Genomic DNA, 19,284 nt, shown 5'->3' on the forward strand with positions numbered 1-19,284 from the left:
GGGCGCCGTCACGTCGCCACCGCCGCCTGCGGACGGATCGGGAGGCGGTTCACCGGGCGGCCGGTGGCTGCCCGTACCGCTGAAGCCACCGCGGCCGGGGTCGTCACCACCGGCACCGCGCTCGCCGCCTTCGCGCCGAAGGGGGCGACCACGTCGCGCTCCTCGACCAGCTTCACGATGCGGATGTCCGGGGTGTCCAGGGCCGTCGGGAGCGCGTAGCCGGTGAGGTCCGGGTGGCGGACCAGGCCGCGCGGCGTACGGAGGTTCTCCGTGAGCGCCGCGCCGACGCCCTGCGTGACGCCCGCCTCGATACGTACCTTCAGCTGGGTCGGGTTGAGGATGCGGCCCACGTCCTGGGCGACCGCCAGCTCCACGACCCGTACCGAACCGATCTCGATGTCGACGTCCACCACCGCGCGGATCGCGCAGAACGCCATGCCGACGAACGCGTCGCCCTGGCCCGCCTCGTCGAGGGGCTCGGTGGGGTGGGGGCGGCACTGGGCCGTGGCCCAGAGTTCCTTGCCGTCCATCGCCTCCGTCACCGTCGTGCTCAGCACGCCGTCGTACGAGGTGATCTTGCCGTCGGTGATCTGGAGCAGCTCGGTCGACATACCGAACTTGTGGGCCAGGGGCTGGAGCAGCTGCGTGCGGACCATCTTCGCCGCGCGCTCCACCGCGCCGCCCGACACCCACGTGTGGCGGCCGTGGCAACTCGGTCCGGCGGGGGGCTGATCGGTGTCGACGGGAGCGACCCGTACGTCGTCGATGCCGAGCGTCTCCTGGACGATCTGGCGGGCGAGCGTGGTGAAGCCCTGCCCCGTCTCGACCGCCGCGCAGATCACGGTCGCGATGCCGTCGTGGACCTTCACGGTGGCCGTGGAGACCTCGTCCGTGCCCTCGGCGCCCAGGAGTTGGACCATGCCGAGGCCGTAGCCGACGCCCCGGCGCACCGCGGCGGGCTCACCCGCGCCCTCGGGGCCGCCGGGCAGCAGCCACTCGTCCTCGGGGGTGTCCTTGGGCAGCTCGGGGAGGGGGAAGTCCCGTACGGCGGCGAGGAGTTCGGCCACCGGGGCGGGACAGGTGACCGTCTGGCCGGTGGGGAGGATGTCCCCCGTCGCCATCGCGTTGCGCAGCCGCACCTCGGCCGGGTCGATGCCCAGCTTCTTCGCGATCTTGTCCATCTGGGCTTCGTACGCCGCGCACACCTGCATGGCGCCCTCGCCCCGGACATGTCCGGACGGCGGGTTGTTCGTGCGGACCGCCCAGCCCTCGATGAAGGCGTTCGGGACTACATACGGTCCGCAGGCGAAGGAGACGGCCGCGGCGAGCGCGTCCGACGACGTGTCCGCGTACGCGCCCGCGTCGAGCAGGACCTGCGCCTCCACCTTCACCAACTTGCCCTCGGCGTCCGCGTGATGGCGGTAGCGAAGGAGCGTCGGGTGGCGGTGGGCGTGGCCGAGGAAGGACTCCTCGCGGGTCGCCGTCAGCTTCACCGGGCAGCCGGTGGTCAGCGCGAGCAGGCCGAGCGGGAGGTGGAAACTGGCGTCCTCGCGGTCGGCGGTCGCCCCGGGCACGCCGGTCACGACGACCTTCACGATGTCGGGGTCGATGCCGTAGCAGGACGCGGCCATGTCGCGGTCGGTGTGCGGGTCGGTGGAGGCGATGTAGAGCTCCACGCCCCCGTCCGGACGCGGCACCGCGAGCCCCGCCTCGGCGCCGATCGGCGCCGGGTCCTGGCGGCCGATGCGGTAGAGGCCCTCGACGACGAGCTCGCCCGCCGCCTCCGGGTCGCCGTGCCGCAGCGGGATGTGCCGGATCAAGTTGCCGTCGGGGTGCAGGGGTTCGGCCGCGAAGGCCTTCTCCGGGTCGGTGACCGGTTCGAGGACCTCGTACTCGACGAAGATGGCCGCGGCGGCCATCCGTGCCGTGTCGGGGTGGTCGGCGGCCACGGCGGCGATGGGCTCGCCGTGGTGGCGTACGACCTCGGAGGCGAAGACCGGGCGGTCCGCGGTCTTGCGGCCGTGCAGCGCCTCGCCGGGCACGTCCTCGTGCGTGACGACGGACCGCACGCCCGGCATCTCGCGCGCCTGGGACGTGTCGATCGAGACGATGCGCGCGTGCGCGTGCGGCGAGCGCAGGACGGCCGCCCAGAGCAGTCCCTCCGCCCACAGGTCGGACGCGTAGGGGAACGTGCCCTCCGTCTTGGCGCGGGACTCCGCCGACGGCAGGGACGCGCCGATGCCGTGCGGCAGCGGCTCCGGGCCGGGCTGCGGCTCCACTGCGGTCGCGGTGTTCCCGTTCCCCGCGGCTTCGTTGCTCACGCCTGGCCTCCGCCCTGGCCGTATGGTCCTTCGTACGTTCCGTCCTGCGCCGCCGGGTTGACCCCTCCGGCGCCGGGTCCCGCCTGGTGCGGGATGCGTGCCTCACCGTCGCCCTGGGCGGACGGCTCGGCGGCCGCCGCCGACGCCTCGCGCTCGGCGACCACTTCCTGCACGGCGTCGAGCACGCCCCGGTAGCCGGAGCAGCGGCACAGGTTGCCGCACAGGGCGCGGCGCGTCTCCAGGTCGGTCGGGGCGGGATTGCCTTCAAGCAGGTCGTGCAGGGTCATCGCCATGCCCGGTACGCAGAAGCCGCACTGGACGGCACCACAGGCCGCGAGCGCCCGCTGCACGTCCGAGGGCCTTCCGTCGGCGGCGAGGCCCTCGACGGTGCGCACCTCACTGCCGGCGGCGGTGGCCGCGGGCACCAGGCAGGAGGCCACGAGACGGCCGTCCACCTGGACGTTGCAGGCACCGCACTCGCCCTGCGAGCAGCCGTCCTTGGCACCCGCGAGGCCGAGGCGCTCACGCAGGACGTAGAGGAGCGACTCGCCGATCCACGCGTCGGTGACGGGGCGGTCGGCGCCGTTGACGCGCAGGACGTACGAGCAGAGGGGGTGTTCGTCGGAGAGGGCGGTGGCGGTGAGGACCGCTTCGGGCTCGGGCTCGGCCTCGGGGGCGGGGTCGGCTTCGGGAGCGGGATCGGTTTCGGGAGCGGGGTCGGGGTCGGCTTGGGCGTCTGCCTCGGCTTCGACCTCGACCTCGGCGTCGGCTTCTGCATCCGCATCGACTTCGGCGTCGGCCTCGGCTGCGAGCTCCGGCTCCGGCTCGGGGTCCGGCTCCGCGGACACCTCAGACGTCTCGGGTACCTCGGGCACCTCAGGCGCCTCAGGAACCAGCGGCATCTCAGGCACCACATGCATCTCGGGAGCCACCGGCGCCGCCGGGACGAAGGGCTCCGGCGGCAGGACGGGTTCGTGGTGCTGCGGCTCGTGGTGCTGGGGCTCGGCGTACTGCTGCTGCGCGTGCGACTGCGGGTCGACCTGCGCCTGCGGGTCGGCGTACGGCTGCTGCACGGGCTCCGACCACGGCGCGCCCGCGCCGGCGCCTCCGGTCGCCCACGGCGCGGCCGCACCGCCCGGCAGCGTCGCCGGGGGCGTGCCGCCCCACTGCGCGGCGAGCGAGGACGCGGTGAACTCACCCGATTCGTCCGGAAGATCACCATTGGCGACGGGAATCGACCACTGCCCCGTGACGTCGGCGGGGGCCGGGGCGGCGGGCGCGTGCCCCTCCGCCTCGTGGAAGCTCCACTGCCCGGTGGCCCGGGGGTCGTACGCGTGCTCGTCGACGGAAGGCTGCGAAGGATGCGGCGGTTGCGGCGACTCGGGCACACCGCCCGCGTCGGGCCACGTCACGTTCTGGCCACCGGCGCCCGCGGCACCCGTGCCCGCGCCCGTCACCTCGGGCGGCATGACCCAGACACCCGTGGCGGCCGGGTCCGTCGCGTCGGCCGTCGTGGGGGTGACCGTTATCTGCGGCGGCACGTAACCGTGGCCGGGCGCGGCCAGCGGGGAGTGGTCGAAGTCCAGGGCGCCTTCCGGGAGCTGCACGAAGGCCGTGGCGTCCGAGTCGTACTCGCCCTGCGGATGCGGCTGCCAGCCGCCGTTCGCGGCGTCCGCGGCGTTTGCGTCGGTCTGGTCGTCCCTCACGACAGCGCCCTCCCCAGTGCTCGTCGGGCCAGCGCGGCGACGGTGCGCCGCAGGTGCAGTACGGCGGGCGGCAGCGGCTGCGGCGAGCCGTCCTCCGCCGGGGGCTGGTCGGGGATGCACGCGGCGGCGACGTACTCACCGAAGGCGGTGAGCGCCTCCGGCACGATCGTCCGCTCGCCGTCCCAGTCGATCAGCGAGGCGACCCACTGCTCGGCCTCCAGGGGCCGCAGCGGCATCGGCGCGACGGCACCGACCGCGCAGCGCACACCGCGCCGCGCCGGGTCGAGGACGAGCGCGACGGAGGCCAGGGCACGGCCGGGGCCGGTGCGTCCGGTCGCCTTCAGGAAGACCTGCGGGGCGTGCAGGAGCGGCAGCCGTACGAAGCCGATGAGTTCGCCGGGGCGGAGCATGTCCATCCCCGCGAGCAGGTGCGAGACGGGGACCTCGCGGCGTGCGCCGCCGGGGCCCGCGATGACGAGGACGGCTTCCAGGGCGGCCAGGACGGGCAGGGTGTCGCCGGTCGGTCCCGCCGTGGCGATGTTGCCGCCCAAGGTGCCCGCGTTGCGGATCTGCGGGGGTCCGGCGGCGCGCGCGGCCGCGGCGAGCGCGGGGATCAGGGCGGCGAAGTCGGGCCGTCCGACGCGTGCGTGGGTGAGGCCGGCGCCGAGCAGCGCGTGACCGTCCTGGTACTGCCAGCCGCGGATCTCGCTGATGCGGCCGAGGCCGACGAGGGCCGCGGGGCGCAGGAGGCCCGCGTTGACGGAGGCCATGAGGTCGGTGCCGCCGGCCACGGGCACGGCGGCGGGCATCGCGGCGAGCGCCTCCACGGCCTCGTCCAACGTCGCAGGCAGCGTCGCCGTCTGCGCTGTGTGCGCCGCCTGCGGTGCGTGCGTGCTCAAAACCGGCTGCCCCTTCCCGATGTCCGGCGGCTTTCTCGCCGTGCCCACCGTTACGCCTGTTCCGCCGTACGGTACGTGCTCACAGCCCGGACGTGGCAACTCTGGCACATCTTCCCCGGGCCCCGGCGCGGGGGTCCGCTAGGAGTCATTCGTCCGCAGACCTGGGGGATGTGCCGTTTTCACACGCCCTCGCCGGTCAGCGGGAATTGCCACTCTTCGGTGACTCTTGTACGGCTTTCGCCGGACCGCCCACGCTGTCAGCGCGGGCGGCCCGACACGCGGAGCACGGGGTGCGCCTCACACGTTCGGGGGCGCTCCGTCGATCGGGCGTCCGAGCACTCCCGGGCGCTTCTGCCACGGCAACGGGCCGCCGGGCGGGCGGTAGTCGACGCCGAGCGCGTCAAGTCGCGCGTAGTGCGGGGTCATTCGCCGCTCGAAGTCCGCGAAGTCGCGCTCGGCCGATGGCGGCAGCGGGCTCCAGGCGACCTCGGCGAAGGCGGCCAGACGCGGGAACACCTGGTAGTCCACGCGTGCGTGGTACTCCATCACCTCGGTCCAGACGTTGGCCTGGGTGCCGAGGACGTGGCGTGCCTCGTCCTCGGTGAGCTGCGGCGGCACCGGCTCGAAGCGGTAGACGTCCTCCAGGGTGCGGACGAAGCCGATGGGCGCGGGCTCGTCGGGGCCGCCGTCCTGCCGGTGATCCAAGTACACCTGCTGCTCGGGGCACATGACGACGTCGTGACCGGCCTTGGCCGCCGCGATGCCGCCCCCGTAGCCACGCCAGGAAGACACGGTGGCGCCCTCGGCGAGGCCGCCCTCCAGGATCTCGTCCCAGCCGATGAGCCTGCGCCCGCGCGCGGTCAGCCAGCTGTCGAAGTGCCGGATGAACCAGCTCTGCAGCCCGTTCTCGTCACCGACTCCCAGTTCCTTGATGCGGGCCTGCGCGGTGGGGGACGCCTTCCACTGGTCCTTGGGACATTCATCCCCTCCCACATGAATGAACGTGGAGGGGAAGAGCTCAAGAACTTCCTCGAACACCCCCTCGTAGAAACGGAGGGTGTTCTCGGTCGGGGCGAGGACGTTCGGATTGACGCCCCAGGTGTCCCAGACGCCGAGCGACGCGGTGTCGACGACGTCGGTGTTGCCGAGTTCCGGGTAGGCGTGGATGGAGGCCTGCGAGTGCCCGGGGATGTCGATCTCGGGTACGACGGCGATGTGCCGCTCATGGGCGTACGCGACGATCTCGCGGATGTCGTCCTGCGTGTAGTAACCGCCGTGCGGGGTGTCGTTCCACAGCTCGGAGGCGCGGTGCCCCCACTTCGTGCGCGGACGCCACGAACCGGCCTCCGTCAGCCTGGGGTAGCGCTTGATCTCGATGCGCCAGCCCTGGTCGTCGGTGAGGTGGAAGTGGAAGACGTTGAGCTTGTGGGCGGCGAGAAGATCGAGATACCGCAGCACGCCGTCCTTGGGCATGAAGTGCCGGGCCACGTCGAGCATCATGCCGCGCCACCCGAAGCGGGGGCTGTCCTCGATCAGACACCCCGGCACGGCGTACCGCCCGGCGGCCCGCAGCGGCGCGCGCCGGAAGGCCTCGGGCCCGATGAGCTGCCGCAGGCTCTGGGCCCCCCAGAAGACCCCGGGAGCGGCACCACCGGTGATCTCGACACCGCTCTGGGTCGCGCTGAGCCGGTACGCCTCGGGAGCAAGGGAGTCATCGATGCCGAGCGAGATGGCGCCGCCGTCACCGGGCGCGAGGGGCAGCCCCAACGCACCGCCGAGCGTGGCACGCAGCCAGCGCTCGGTGGACTCGGTGCCGGGCCCGGCACGGAGCGCGGTCGACGAATCGAGGATGAAGCCTTCGGGAAGCGGTCCCTCGGCGCGTGCGGGCGCCGGAATGAGTTGCTCAAAGGTCATGCGGCGAGGCTGCCACGCGATTGCACAACGCAAAAGGGGCGTTGCGGTACACGCAACGCCCTTTCACGAGGGTGGTCCTGGGACCGCGCCCGGGGGCTACTTCTTGCCGCCGCCCTTGCCGTCCTTGCCGCCCTTGTCCTTGTCGCCACCGGCGCTCATGGACTCGTAGATCTCCTTGCACATGGGGCAGACGGGGTACTTCTTCGGGTCACGACCCGGCACCCACACCTTGCCGCAGAGCGCGACGACGGGCGTACCGTCGAGCGCGCTCGCCATGATCTTGTCCTTCTGGACATAGTGCGCGTAGCGCTCGTGGTCACCGTCACCGCTCGACACCTGCGGCGTCGGCTCTACGAGGGTCCCCGTACCTGCCCCGCGCTCGGGCTCGGGCTCAAGAGTGCTCATGGCATCCAAGGGTACCTACGCTCACGGGTTGCGGGCATCGCCCGGACCGGTACACCGCACGCGGCACGATCCTCAGGGAACCACCCGGACCGACAGCGACCGCGCCAGGCCGTCAAGGTCGTCGGCGGCGCGCAGGAGGTGGGCGACATCTTCGGTGGCCGCCCATACGACGACGTCCGCCTTGTGCTCGTCCACCTGCCAGCCGTAACGGACGCAGCCCAGCAGGTGGGGCGAGTCGGTCTGCGGCACATAGCGGAAGGTGGTCAGTCCTTCGCCCAGCTTCTCGGACTTGACGCTCTTCACGACCGCGGGCTCGACGGCTCCCGGGTCGTCCGCCTCGGTGAGGGCGCGGAGGGCCGCCTCCCGAGGACCTGACGCCGGTCCGACGGCCGCGCAGACCGGGAGCGGCAGGTTGGTGGGCTGATCGAGATGGAGGAATACCCAGTGGTCCGAGCCGGGCGGCGCGAATGCCTCGGCGCAGCGCTCCAGGGTTCCCGCGACGAAGTCCACGCCGTTTGTGCCCGGGTCGAGGCCGTGGTCCTCCCACAACTCCTCGGCGACCTCCCGCGACCAGGCGCGGATGTCCTCCCACACCGACCAGGGGGCCGTCAGGCCGGACCGAGGCGGCACCATCACCCAGGGCGTGGGGTCGACGTCCTCGATGTCGATGACGGCCCGGAAGTACTCGCTCATCCACGCGTCCAGCGGAGATTCGCCATGAGGGCGTCGAACCATTCGACGAGGGCCTCGGCCAGCTCGTCCCGGGGACTGCCGCCCCCGACGGTCGAGAAGGCCGCCACGAACCAACGGTCCGGGTCACCCGGTACGGAGATCATGTACTCGACACGCCGCGAGGCGAGTTCTGTTCCTTGGCCGCTGTCGGCCTTCGCCACATGCTCCCGGCGGACCGCGAGGGCCCCGTCGACCTCCCCCGAACTCAGGTCGGCGCCCTCCACACCGTCCCTGGAGAGGAGCCGAACGGCCGCCTCGGTGGGCTCGGCCGCGTTCTGCGGCTGCGGCTGCGCCCGGCGCCGGGACAGGAGGCTCTCGGAGACGAGGATCGACGCCCCGACGCTGAATTCACCCATCGGCTTGACCGGCAGGTAGAGGTCCAGGGCCTTGCTCCTCACGGCCTGCGCCACAGCCTCCCGAAAGCGGCGCTCCAGCTCCCGCTTGTAGGGGCCGATCTTGTCCGGCGGCGCATCGGCGGGAATGCGGGCGCAGGCGTCGTCGAGGATCCGTCGGATTGCCTCCTCCGTGCCGTGACGCAGGGGGACTTGGGCCCACTGGTCGGGGAGGATGATGCGGTACCCGGTGACCGGGGCCACGTCGTCGATCCGTTCCGCCCACCCGACCGGCTCAGGCTGCACGAAGCCGCTCCGCGCGGTTGAGGTGCCACATTCCGGCGAAGCCGGCGAGGCAGACGCCCACAGCGATCCAGAGCGTCCAGGCGCCCATGCCCACGGCCCCCAGCAACGCGTAGAAGATGTACAGAATGAGCGCCCACTTGATCAGGCTGCGCTCACCGCGCAGATCCTCCCAATCATCCGGACGCCGCGACAAATAGATCACGAGCACCGGTACCAGCGCACACAACACCCAGTCCCACGTCGGCCACGGCAGCAATTCCCTGCCAAAGAAATCTTTGCTCGCGGGAGCAGCGAACATACGCACCATGGACAGCAGGAAGAACCATCTGAAAAAGCCCAGGTGCCACGCCAAACGCCGCTCACTGCGGGCTACCCCGTCGGCGCCTTCCACGGTCATCAACTCTTCCTCACCATCGCGAGCCCACTGACCGCGTCATGCGATCCTTCATTCTGCTGTACTCGCCGCCCGAGAACTTGTCGCCGGCTTTGTCCCCACTGTCAAGGACCGTACTGGCTCCCCACGACCCTACGAGCGCGTCCTTATGACGCTCGGCCTGGCGGGCGTTGGCCGCGAGCTGCGCGTCGGCGGGAAACTGAGCGCGCCACTTCTTGATGTCTTTCATCTGCCGACCGAGCTGGGCGTCTCCCAACACATCGGCCTTCTCCTGCGCGGTAATCTGCGGCATCTCCGCATCTCGCACCTCACCGGCGGCTTTCTTCCCGTCTGCCCGACTCTTGGCCAGCTGGCGCATATTTCGGGCTCTGGCGTTGTTGCGCGCATTTCCCGACCTTCCACCACCTTTCCGGGACTTCGCCACCGAACTGGCCCTCGACCCCGCGGTCTTCGACGCGCTCTGCACCTGTTGGGCGGTACCGGCCGACTTGGAGGCGACCGTGCGTGAGCTGTTCTGCAGGAGCTTGATCCCCTTGGCCGCTCTCATGCCATTACGGGCCAGCTTCAAGGCCCCGATGTCCATGAGGACGTCGAACCATGAACCGTTTCCTGTTGCCGCCTGTGCCGCGTGGGCAGCCAGCACCACGACAGTCAAGGCAGCCGCGATCCAGCCGATGCCCGGGAAGAGCATGGCTGCCACACCTACGGCCGTCGCGGCCCAGCTCAACCTGTCAGCCCACTCACCGATCCAGTCGGCGTCAGCGATCGCCCCCTTGGCGTCGTTCCACCAACTGTCCGCCATGTCATCGTCGATGGAGTCCCTGATCTTCGCTGCGAAGTGACCGGAGCGTTCGTCGTAATCGCCGACCGCGGAGTTGAATCGCCCCCGGGCACTCTCCAGGTCTTCTTTGGCACGCTTGAGTGCGGCGTCCTCCGCACCGGAGCCCGTGCCGCCCTTGCCGCCCTTTTCGCCCTTGCCGGAGGCAGGCTTGTCCTCAGCGCTGCCCTCGTGCGCGTCGATCACACGCTGAGCGTCCTTGGCGTCTTCAAGCGCCTTGTCCGCCCTCTTCTGGAACCCCTCGAGTTCATCTGCCCAGCCAGCCAGATGACCTTTGACCTCTCGGTACCGGTCTTCCGCCTCGTCAAGCTTTCGCCCCAAGCCCCGCGCATCCTCACCGAGCTTTTCCGCATACTTTCCCTTGAGGTTGTCCGCGTCAGCCATCGCGTTGAGCGCCGCGGCCTGAGTACGCAGATACTCGGCGATCTTCTTCATGTGCTTCACCTGGCCGCGAACCCCATCAGGATCACCCGGCACGGGATCACTTTCACACAGGGGCCGCCAGTCCTTCGGTCGTGCCACTCTTCCCCCGGAATCAAACGATGGGTCGACGTGATGACCGAGTCACCACTACTTCTTGCCAGGCTTCGACAACTCGTCATCGAGCTTCTTGAATGCGTTTCGCGTTTCCTCGACCATCGTGCCGACGGCATTCAACGACGCGAGCAGACGCTTGCGGTTGTCGTCCCAGTTGTCGATGAAATCGGCCATCGCTCCTCTGAGGTCGGAGGCCCCCACGACCGACGCGATGTCCTCTTTCCATTCACCCAGGTTCTTGAACTCTCTTTGAATGGCACCCAGCTGCTTCGCCGACGTATCGAGCAACTCATGGTCGACAGCCAGATCAGGATCAGACACTCCCCCGGCCTCCCCTCACGCACACGAGGCCACCGGACCATCGCCCGGCACACGTTAGGGGCCGGGTGCCCCGAGGAGTCCTCAGTTGAGCGACGCGTCATCCGGATAGGTGGCCACCATCGCCAGTTCGCTGCGCTGGCGGCGCAGGACCGCGCGCCACAACCGCTCCGGGGACGGCGAAGAGACGTCGCCGGGCTCGGACTCGACCACGTACCAGGCGCCCTCGACGAGCTCGTCCTCCAGTTGGCCCGGGCCCCAGCCCGCGTAGCCGGCGAAGATGCGCAGGGAGCCGAGCGCGGGCGCCAGGAGTTCGGGCGGGGTGTCCAGGTCGACCAGGCCGATCGCGCCGTGCACGCGGCGCCAGCCGATGGGCTCGCCTCTCCCCGGTCGCGGCCGGGAGCCGGCCCCCTCCTCCCCCGGAATCACCGCCACGCCGAGCGCCGAGTCGAGCGAGACGGGGCCGCCCTGGAAGACGACGCCCGGCGCGCCCGCCAGGTCACCCCAGCCCTCCAGGATGTCCGCGACGTCCACCGGCGTGGGCCGGTTGAGGACCACGCCGAGCGAGCCCTCCTCGTCGTGGTCGAGGAGCAGCACCACCGCGCGGTCGAAGTTCGGGTCCGCCAGGGCAGGCGTGGCCACGAGCAGCCGCCCTGTGAGCGAGGACACCTCGGTCATGAACGACATGATCCCGCATCTTTGCCCCGCGGGGGGAGGCAATGCCCGTACGGGAGTGAATGCAGCTCAGGGGCGCATGGGCGCGTCCGGAGCGCACACTTTCGGCGGTGACCCGGAGTGTCCGGTTCCGAACGGTTCGTGTTGTCACGAAGTCCTGACGTGTTTCGCGCGCCCTTGGCCTTACGGAGAGGGGGTACACGCCCATTACGCTTGCCCTTTGGTCCACCCGTCCATCCAATCGGAACGCGAGATTCATGACCGTCACCGACGATGTACTGCTTGTCCACGGCGGAACCCCGCTGGAGGGCGAGATCCGTGTCCGCGGCGCGAAGAACCTCGTGCCCAAGGCCATGGTCGCCGCGCTGCTCGGCAGCGCTCCGAGCAGGCTGCGCAATGTCCCCGACATCCGCGACGTCCGCGTCGTACGCGGACTCCTGCAGCTGCATGGCGTCACGGTCCGCCCCGGTGAGGAGCCGGGCGAGCTGGTCATGGACCCCTCGCACGTGGAGAGTGCCAACGTCGCGGACATCGACGCCCACGCCGGGTCGTCGCGCATCCCGATCCTCTTCTGCGGGCCGCTCCTGCACCGCCTCGGCCACGCCTTCATCCCCGGCCTCGGCGGCTGCGACATCGGCGGCCGACCCATCGACTTCCACTTCGAGGTGCTCCGCCAGTTCGGCGCGACCATCGAGAAGCGCGAGGGCGGCCAGTACCTGGAGGCCCCGCAGCGGCTGCGCGGCACGAAGATCAAGCTGCCGTACCCGTCCGTCGGCGCCACCGAGCAGGTCCTGCTGACCGCGGTTCTCGCGGAAGGCGTCACCGAGCTCTCGAACGCCGCCGTCGAGCCCGAGATCGAGGACCTCATCTGCGTGCTGCAGAAGATGGGCGCGATCATCGCGATGGACACCGACCGGACCATAAGGGTCACGGGTGTCGACAGCCTGGGCGGCTACAACCACCACGCCCTCTCGGACCGCCTGGAGGCCGCCTCCTGGGCTTCCGCGGCCCTGGCGACCGAAGGCAACATCTACGTCCGCGGCGCCCAGCAGCGCTCGATGATGACGTTCCTGAACACCTACCGGAAGGTGGGCGGTGCCTTCGAGATCGACGACGAGGGCATCCGCTTCTGGCACCCGGGCGGCTCGCTCAACGCGATCGCCCTGGAGACGGACGTGCACCCCGGCTTCCAGACGGACTGGCAGCAGCCGCTGGTCGTCGCGCTGACGCAGGCCGCCGGTCTGTCGATCGTGCACGAGACGGTGTACGAGTCGCGGCTCGGCTTCACCTCCGCGCTCAACCAGATGGGCGCACACATCCAGCTCTACCGCGAGTGCCTCGGCGGCTCCGACTGCCGCTTCGGGCAGCGCAACTTCCTCCACTCGGCGGTCGTGAGCGGCCCCACGAAGCTCCAGGGGGCCGATCTGGTCATCCCCGACCTGCGCGGCGGCTTCTCGTACCTGATCGCCGCTCTGGCGGCCCAGGGCACGTCCCGCGTGCACGGCATCGACCTGATCAACCGCGGCTACGAGAACTTCATGGACAAGCTCGTGGAACTCGGCGCGAAGGTCGAGCTGCCGGGGCGGGCGACGCTGTAGCAGATCCAGCCCGGCCGGCGATTGAGGCCATCTTTGAGACGGCACGCAGAAGGGGCGGCCACCCAACCGGGTGGCCGCCCCTTCTATCGCTGCTTCAGGCTACTTGCCCTTGGCCGCTTCCTTGAGCTTGGAGCCCGCCGAAACCTTGACGCTGTAGCCGGCCGGGATGTTGATCGGCTCGCCGGTCTGCGGGTTCCGGGCGGTGCGAGCGGCACGGTGGGTGCGCTCGAAGGTCAGGAAGCCGGGGATGGTGACCTTCTCGTCGCCCTTGGCAACGATCTCGCCGACGGTCTCGGCGAACGCCGCCAGCACGGCGTCGGCGTCCTTGCGGGTCACCTCGGCGCGGTCGGCCAGCGCGGCCACCAGCTCACTGCGGTTCATGTTTGTACTCCCGTGTTCTTCTTGCCGTTGAGGCGTGCCACGCGGCGGGGCCGCATGATGGGCACAGCGAAGCCGATGCTGCCAGGGTCCTCGGTCAGGCCCCGGACCCGGGTCCGTCATCCGGACCCTCGCGCCCAGAAAGGCATCCTGCCCCCACCTGCGGCGGGAAAGCCAATCCGGGCCCCTTGGGGTCACACGAAAAGCTTCACCGCCCCTGGGAAGGTGGCAGTCGGGGGCGCGCTTCCACGCCACCCTAGAGGGCCTTTGAGGGCCCCGCGTTCCGCGACGCGCCGTACTACTGGGCCGTGGCGGCTGTCACAGTCACCCCGGCGGCCTTCGCCGCGCTGCGCACCGCATCGGCGACCGCGCCCGCGACCTTGTCGTTGAAGACGCTGGGGATGATGTAGTTCGGGTTGAGCTCGTCCTCGGCGACGACGTCCGCGAGGGCGCCCGCCGCCGCCAGCATCATCTCCGTGTTGACGGTGCGCGACTGGGCGTCGAGCAGACCGCGGAAGACACCGGGGAAGACCAGGACGTTGTTGATCTGGTTCGGGAAGTCCGAGCGGCCCGTGGCCACAACTGCCGCCGTCTGACGGGCGATCGCGGGGTCGACCTCGGGGTCCGGATTCGCGAGCGCGAACACGATGGCGCCGTCGGCCATGGCCGCGACGTCGTCGGCGTTCAGGACGTTCGGGGCCGACACGCCGATGAAGACGTCGGCGCCGACGACCGCTTCCTTGAGGGTGCCGCGGGCGCCCTCGGGGTTGGTGTTGTCGGCGATCCAGCGCAGCGGCGAGTCCGGCGCGGCGTCCACGAGGTCCTCGCGGTCCGCGTGCACGACGCCGTGGATGTCGGCGACGACGGCGTGCTTGACGCCCGCCGCGATGAGCAGCTTGAGGATGGCCGTACCGGCCGCGCCCGCACCGGACATGACGACGCGTACGTCGCCGACTCCCTTGCCCACCACGCGAAGTGCGTTGGTCAGCGCGGCGAGCACGACGATCGCGGTGCCGTGCTGGTCGTCGTGGAAGACGGGGATGTCCAGCGCCTCGCGCAGGCGGGCCTCGATCTCGAAGCAGCGCGGCGCCGAGATGTCCTCCAGGTTGATGCCCGCGAACCCGGGTGCGATCGCCTTCACGATCTCGACGATCGCGTCGGTGTCCTGGGTGTCCAGGCACAGCGGCCACGCGTCGATGCCGGCGAAGCGCTTGAAGAGGGCCGCCTTGCCCTCCATGACCGGCAGCGCGGCCTTCGGACCGATGTTGCCGAGCCCGAGGACGGCCGAACCGTCCGTTACGACCGCAACGGAGTTGCGCTTGATGGTGAGGCGGCGCGCGTCCTCGGGGTTCTCGGCGATCGCCATGCACACGCGGGCCACGCCCGGGGTGTAGATCATGGAGAGGTCGTCGCGGTTGCGGATGGGGTGCTTGGACGCCATCTCGATCTTGCCGCCGAGGTGCATCAGGAACGTACGGTCGGAGACCTTGCCGACGGTGACGCCCTCGATGGTGCGCAGCTGGGCGACGATCTCGTCGCCGTGCGTCGTGGAGGTCGCCGCGATCGTGACGTCGATCCTCAGTGCCTCATGGCCGGACGCCGTGACGTCGAGGCCGGTCACCGAGCCTCCGTGGGACTCGACGGCCGTGGTGATCTGGGAGACCGCGGTGCCGCTCGCGGGCACCTCCAACCGGACCGTGTTCGAGTAGGAGACGCTGGGCGCCGTTGCCATGGCCGACTTCCTCTGCTTTCACCGTGTTGCTCTTGCCGTCCGATCGTCGCACCTACCACTGAGTACGTGGTAGCCGCCTCGGATTGCGAACTTTTCGTTCACCAGCTTTTCGGAAACTGGTTTCCACCATACGAGAAGTTGCGGGCCGTCGGTAGGGGGAGAACCGAAAGAGGCCTCCGTCACCGAGTGACGAAGGCCTCTTCGAACGCTTATGACACCGACCCGCCATGCTCGCCTCGCGGCAAGTGGTCGCTCGTAGCGACGATGGTTGGGCCCGGGGGCTTGGATCGGGCCGGTGCCACATCAACGGTAACAAACGATCCCCGCTAGGCAATTCCCGTCACGAGAAGTCTCCGAAGTCATTCGCGGAGCAGGTCCGGCACGCCGTCCGCGTCGGGGTCGTCGCGCTCGCCGGAAAGCACCGTGAGCTGCTGCGTGGCCCGCGTCAGCGCCACGTACAGGACGCGCAGGCCCGCCGGGGACTCGTCCGCGATCTCCGCCGGGGAGACGACGACCGTGGCGTCGTACTCCAGGCCCTTGGCCTCCAGGCTGCCCAGCGCCACGACGCGGTCACCGAGACCGTCGAGCCAGCGCGCCGCCTGCTCGCGTCGGTTCATCGCCACGACCACGCCGATGGTGCCGTCCACCTGGTCGAGCAGCCGCGCGGCCTCCGCGCGCACCGACGCGCCGAGGTCCTTGTCCCGTACGACCGCGAAGCGGGGCTTCACCCCGGTGGACCGTACGGCCGAAGGCGACTCGGAGCCCGGCATCGCGAGCGCGAGCACCTTGGCCGCGAGATCGGCGATCTCGGCGGGGTTGCGGTAGTTGACCGTGAGGGTGAAACGGCGGCGCGGGCGGCTGCCGAGGGCCTCGTCACGGGCGGCGGCGGCCTCGTCCGGGTCGGACCAGGAGGACTGGGCCGGGTCGCCGACGATCGTCCACGTGGCGTGCCGACCCCTGCGGCCGACCATGCGCCACTGCATGGGGGTCAGGTCCTGGGCCTCGTCGACGATGACGTGCGCGTACTCGGTGCGCTCCGCGGCGAGCCGCTCGGCGCGCTCGCGCTGGGACTCCTCGCGCTGCGGCATCAGTTCGTCGAGCCCGGTGAGCAGGTCGAGGGGGTCGAGATCCTTCTTCTTGCGGGGCCTGTGCGGCGTACCGAGGATCGAGTGGAGCTCGTCGAGGAGCGCCACGTCGTGCACGGACAGGGCGTCGCGCTTGAGGGAACGGGCGACCTTGCGGACCTCGCCCGGGTTCAGGACGCGGCGCGCCCAGCGGCCCAGGCGCCGCTCGTCGCCCATCGCGGAGAGCACGGCGCGCGGGGTGAGTTCGGGCCACCAGGCGTCGAGGAAGCGGATGAAGTCGTCCTCGGAGGTGATGTCCTCGTCGAAGGACGAACGCAGCTCGGCGGCCAGCTCCGGGTCGCTGTGCCGGCCCGCGGAGCCCGACTGGGACCACAGGGCGTCCAGGAGGAGCTTGCGGGCGCGTGGGCGCAGCAGGTTGACGGGAGCCGTGCCGCTGAGCGCGTTGCGGCGGATGCGGGCCAGCGCGTCGGCCTCCAGCTCCAAACGGCGGCCGAAGGCGACCACGCGCAGGCGGGTGGGGGTCTCGGCGGGGGCCTGGGGCGCGTCGTGCTCGTCGTCGCCGAAGGCGAGCTGGCCGTCCTGCGAGGCGGGCTTCGCGGTCGTGCCCGTACCCCCCTCCAGAGCGCCCCTGGCGGCCTTCCGCAGGACGTGCAGCATCCGGGAGGAGCCCTTGACCCTGGCCACCGCGGGAGAGTCGTAGACGGTGGCCTCGGCCGGGCCCGCCGCGTCGTCGGCCAGCGCTCCCACCGCGCGGATCGCGACCTGCCCCTCCTCGCCGAGCGAGGGCAGCACGCCTTCCGTGTAGGCCACGAGGAGCGGGGTCGGGGAGACGATGAGGATGCCGCCCGCGTAGCGCCTGCGGTCCTGGTAGAGGAGGTAGGCCGCGCGGTGCAGGGCCACGGCGGTCTTGCCGGTGCCGGGGCCGCCCTCGACGTACGTCACCGAGGCGGCGGGCGCCCGGATGACCATGTCCTGCTCGGCCTGGATCGACGCCACGATGTCCCGCATCGTGTGGCTGCGGGCCTGGCCGAGCGCCGCCATCAGGGCGCCGTCGCCGATGACCGGCAGCGACTCCCCGTCCAGGGTCGCCTTGAGCTCCGGGCGCATCAGGTCGTCCTCGACGCCCAGAACCCTGCGGCCCTTGGAGCGGATGACCCGGCGGCGTACGACACGGCCCGGGTCGACCGGCGTCGAGCGGTAGAACGGCGCGGCGGCCGGTGCACGCCAGTCGATTACCAGCGGGGAGTAGTCCGCGTCCAGGACGCCGATGCGGCCGATGTGCAGGGTCTCGGCGATCTCGGCCGTGTTGTCCTCGCCGACGGCGTCCTCGGCGGGCTCGACCGACGTGTACGCGCCGTCCGGGCCCTTCTTGCCGTCCTTGCCGAGCAGCAGGTCGATGCGCCCGAAGAGGAAGTCCTCGAACTCGTTGTTGAGTCGGTTGAGATGCACTCCCGCGCGAAACACCTGGGCGTCCCGCTCGGCGAGCGCGCCGGGCGTGCCGACCTGGGAGCGCTTGGCCGCGTCGGTCATGAGGAACTCGGCCTCGTGGATCTTCTCCTCGAGACGCCGGTAGACCTGGTCGAGATGTTCTTGTTCGACGCTGATCTCACGGTCGCGTACGTCGGCCACCGAGGCCCCTTTCCGGACGTGCAGCTGCCCAATCGAGCAGCCGTCTACCGTACGCGAAAGGGGGACCCCTGTGTGACCTCCCTGTGCACTTCTCCTACGCGTCGACCTCCACCAGACGGTCGCCGTCGAAGGTGGTCACCTCGAAGTGGTCGATGTCGTTCCGGTCCATCGCGGCGCCCCCGTGGACGTACAGGGGGCTGCGCGCCCACTTGTTCGGGCTGTTCTCGATGCCGTAGCCCCATTTCGGGACGGACCAGGTGGTGACCGTCTCCTTCTCGCCGTCCTTGCCGACCGCGACCAGGGAGCACTTGAGCGGGCCCTTGACGTTCTTGAGCTCAAGGACCGCGTGCGTGCCCCAGGCCTTCTTCTCCGTGCCGACCGTGGCGCTGACCTTGGTCTTCGGGTCCGTGGCCTTGATCTTCTCGTCCATGTGGTTGAAGAAGGCGTCCTCGGCGGGGCTCGTGGGGTGCGGTTCGCCCGCCACGTCCGTCGTCCCGCCGTCGTCGCTCACAGCGAGGACCGTGAGCGGCCCGCCGATGATCAGCGCGGCCGCGGCTGCCACCAGATACATGCCGCGCCTGCGCTTCTGCTGACGCTTCACGGAGACCTCGTCCACGAGGCGGTCCGCCAGGCGCGGGCTCGGCCGCGCGGCGAGCTGCTCGCCGATCGCCGGTACGCCGCGTCCGCCGGGGAGGTCCGCGAGCGCGGCCAGCATCGGTTCCATGCCGGAGAACTCCTCCAGCTGGTGCGCGCAGAACTCGCAGACCGCCAGATGTGCCTCGAAGGCCGTCGCCTCCGCGTCGTCCAGGATGCCGAGGGCGTAGGCGCCGACGGTCTCGTGCACGTCGCCCGCTTCAGCCTGCCCCCACGCGTCATGTCCGTAGGACTCGTTCATGCCGTCACCCCCCGCTCCTCAAGCGCAAGCTTCATCGAACGCAGCGCGTAGAAGACCCGCGAGCGCACCGTCCCACTCGGTATACCCAGAGTCTCGGCCGCCTCATTGACCGTACGCCCCTTGAAATAGGTTTCGACAAGTACTTCCCGGTGCGCGGGAGTCAGGTCGTCGAGCGCGTCCGAGAGAGTCATCAGCCACAGCGCCTTATCGATCTCGTCCTCCGCGGGGATGACCTCCAGCGGCGACGGATCGACCTCCTGCGGCCGGGCCTGCCGGCTGCGGTGGCCGTCGATGACGATGCGCCGGGCGACCGTCACCAGCCAGGGGCGTACCGAACCGGTCGCACGATTGAGCTGACCGGCGTTCTTCCAGGCACGGATGAGCGTTTCCTGTACGACATCTTCGGCGCGCTGCCGGTCGCCCGCCACCAGGCGGAGCACATAGGCCAGAAGTGGCCCCGCGTGCTCGCGGTAGAGGGCGCGCATCAACTCCTCGTCGGGTCCGTTGCGTTGGGGGACCAGACGATGTCGGGGCTGGCGTGCCTGCGGGCGCTCATCGGCCACGGCGGAATCCTTGCGCACGCTTGCCTC

General features: G+C 70.4%; 17 protein-coding genes. 1 reads left to right on the forward strand and 16 read right to left on the reverse strand.

Going from position 1 to position 19,284, the window contains the following annotated elements; translation table 11 throughout:
* Window positions 1-8 precede the first annotated feature (8 nt).
* From ACWFRU_RS30500 to ACWFRU_RS30550, 11 genes are all read right to left on the reverse strand, one after another.
* Window positions 9-2,321 carry a xanthine dehydrogenase family protein molybdopterin-binding subunit gene (locus tag ACWFRU_RS30500; protein WP_453691326.1) on the reverse strand — a complete coding sequence of 771 codons (2,313 nt, stop codon included), beginning with the start codon at window positions 2,319-2,321 and terminating at the stop codon, window positions 9-11.
* Window positions 2,318-4,027 carry a 2Fe-2S iron-sulfur cluster-binding protein gene (locus ACWFRU_RS30505; protein ID WP_453691327.1) on the reverse strand — a complete coding sequence of 570 codons (1,710 nt, stop codon included), beginning with the start codon at window positions 4,025-4,027 and terminating at the stop codon, window positions 2,318-2,320. The genes ACWFRU_RS30500 and ACWFRU_RS30505 overlap by 4 nt, the downstream gene beginning before the upstream one ends.
* Window positions 4,024-4,926: an FAD binding domain-containing protein gene (locus ACWFRU_RS30510; protein WP_365816486.1), complete on the reverse strand. Its 903-nt coding sequence runs from the start codon at window positions 4,924-4,926 to the stop codon at window positions 4,024-4,026. The genes ACWFRU_RS30505 and ACWFRU_RS30510 overlap by 4 nt, the downstream gene beginning before the upstream one ends.
* A gap of 297 nt (window positions 4,927-5,223) precedes the next feature.
* A complete protein-coding gene (locus ACWFRU_RS30515; protein ID WP_453691328.1) occupies window positions 5,224-6,840 on the reverse strand; it encodes a beta-N-acetylhexosaminidase in 1,617 nt (538 codons plus the stop codon).
* A 96-nt stretch (window positions 6,841-6,936) separates the two neighbouring features.
* Complete coding sequence (locus ACWFRU_RS30520) at window positions 6,937-7,245, reverse strand: DUF3039 domain-containing protein (RefSeq protein WP_363211472.1); 309 nt, start codon at window positions 7,243-7,245, stop codon at window positions 6,937-6,939.
* 72 nt (window positions 7,246-7,317) lie between these two features.
* On the reverse strand, window positions 7,318-7,938 hold the full coding sequence (locus ACWFRU_RS30525) for a hypothetical protein (protein ID WP_453691329.1): 621 nt from the start codon (window positions 7,936-7,938) through the stop codon (window positions 7,318-7,320).
* Window positions 7,935-8,615 (reverse strand): hypothetical protein, encoded by a 681-nt coding sequence (locus tag ACWFRU_RS30530; protein WP_453691330.1) that lies wholly within the window; start codon window positions 8,613-8,615, stop codon window positions 7,935-7,937. The genes ACWFRU_RS30525 and ACWFRU_RS30530 overlap by 4 nt, the downstream gene beginning before the upstream one ends.
* Entirely contained in the window at window positions 8,605-9,012 is a 408-nt protein-coding gene (locus ACWFRU_RS30535) for a hypothetical protein (protein ID WP_453691331.1), read from the reverse strand. Before ACWFRU_RS30535 ends, ACWFRU_RS30530 begins: the two co-directional genes overlap by 11 nt.
* A 10-nt stretch (window positions 9,013-9,022) precedes the next feature.
* On the reverse strand, window positions 9,023-10,282 hold the full coding sequence (locus ACWFRU_RS30540; RefSeq protein ID WP_453691332.1) for a hypothetical protein: 1,260 nt from the start codon (window positions 10,280-10,282) through the stop codon (window positions 9,023-9,025).
* A 135-nt stretch (window positions 10,283-10,417) separates the two neighbouring features.
* Complete coding sequence (locus ACWFRU_RS30545) at window positions 10,418-10,705, reverse strand: hypothetical protein (protein WP_453691333.1); 288 nt, start codon at window positions 10,703-10,705, stop codon at window positions 10,418-10,420.
* An 81-nt stretch (window positions 10,706-10,786) separates the two neighbouring features.
* Complete coding sequence (locus ACWFRU_RS30550) at window positions 10,787-11,389, reverse strand: YqgE/AlgH family protein (RefSeq protein WP_453691334.1); 603 nt, start codon at window positions 11,387-11,389, stop codon at window positions 10,787-10,789.
* A 245-nt stretch (window positions 11,390-11,634) separates the two neighbouring features.
* On the opposite strand from ACWFRU_RS30550, the gene murA reads away from it, so the two are divergent.
* On the forward strand, window positions 11,635-12,975 hold the full coding sequence (gene murA, locus ACWFRU_RS30555) for a UDP-N-acetylglucosamine 1-carboxyvinyltransferase (protein ID WP_453691335.1): 1,341 nt from the start codon (window positions 11,635-11,637) through the stop codon (window positions 12,973-12,975).
* A 99-nt stretch (window positions 12,976-13,074) separates the two neighbouring features.
* Here murA and ACWFRU_RS30560 read toward each other — a convergent pair whose 3' ends face one another.
* From ACWFRU_RS30560 to ACWFRU_RS30580, 5 genes are all read right to left on the reverse strand, one after another.
* Window positions 13,075-13,356 (reverse strand): HU family DNA-binding protein, encoded by a 282-nt coding sequence (locus tag ACWFRU_RS30560; protein WP_016645140.1) that lies wholly within the window; start codon window positions 13,354-13,356, stop codon window positions 13,075-13,077.
* A 295-nt stretch (window positions 13,357-13,651) separates the two neighbouring features.
* Entirely contained in the window at window positions 13,652-15,085 is a 1,434-nt protein-coding gene (locus tag ACWFRU_RS30565; RefSeq protein WP_453691336.1) for a malic enzyme-like NAD(P)-binding protein, read from the reverse strand.
* A 359-nt stretch (window positions 15,086-15,444) separates the two neighbouring features.
* A complete protein-coding gene (locus ACWFRU_RS30570; RefSeq protein WP_453691337.1) occupies window positions 15,445-17,799 on the reverse strand; it encodes a HelD family protein in 2,355 nt (784 codons plus the stop codon).
* A 94-nt stretch (window positions 17,800-17,893) separates the two neighbouring features.
* Window positions 17,894-18,694, reverse strand: coding sequence for a zf-HC2 domain-containing protein (locus ACWFRU_RS30575; protein WP_453691338.1), 801 nt, complete (start codon window positions 18,692-18,694; stop codon window positions 17,894-17,896).
* A complete protein-coding gene (locus tag ACWFRU_RS30580; RefSeq protein WP_453691339.1) occupies window positions 18,691-19,275 on the reverse strand; it encodes a sigma-70 family RNA polymerase sigma factor in 585 nt (194 codons plus the stop codon). Before ACWFRU_RS30580 ends, ACWFRU_RS30575 begins: the two co-directional genes overlap by 4 nt.
* Window positions 19,276-19,284: the final 9 nt, after the last annotated feature.

The organism is Streptomyces sp. NPDC055099 (genome assembly GCF_053607685.1).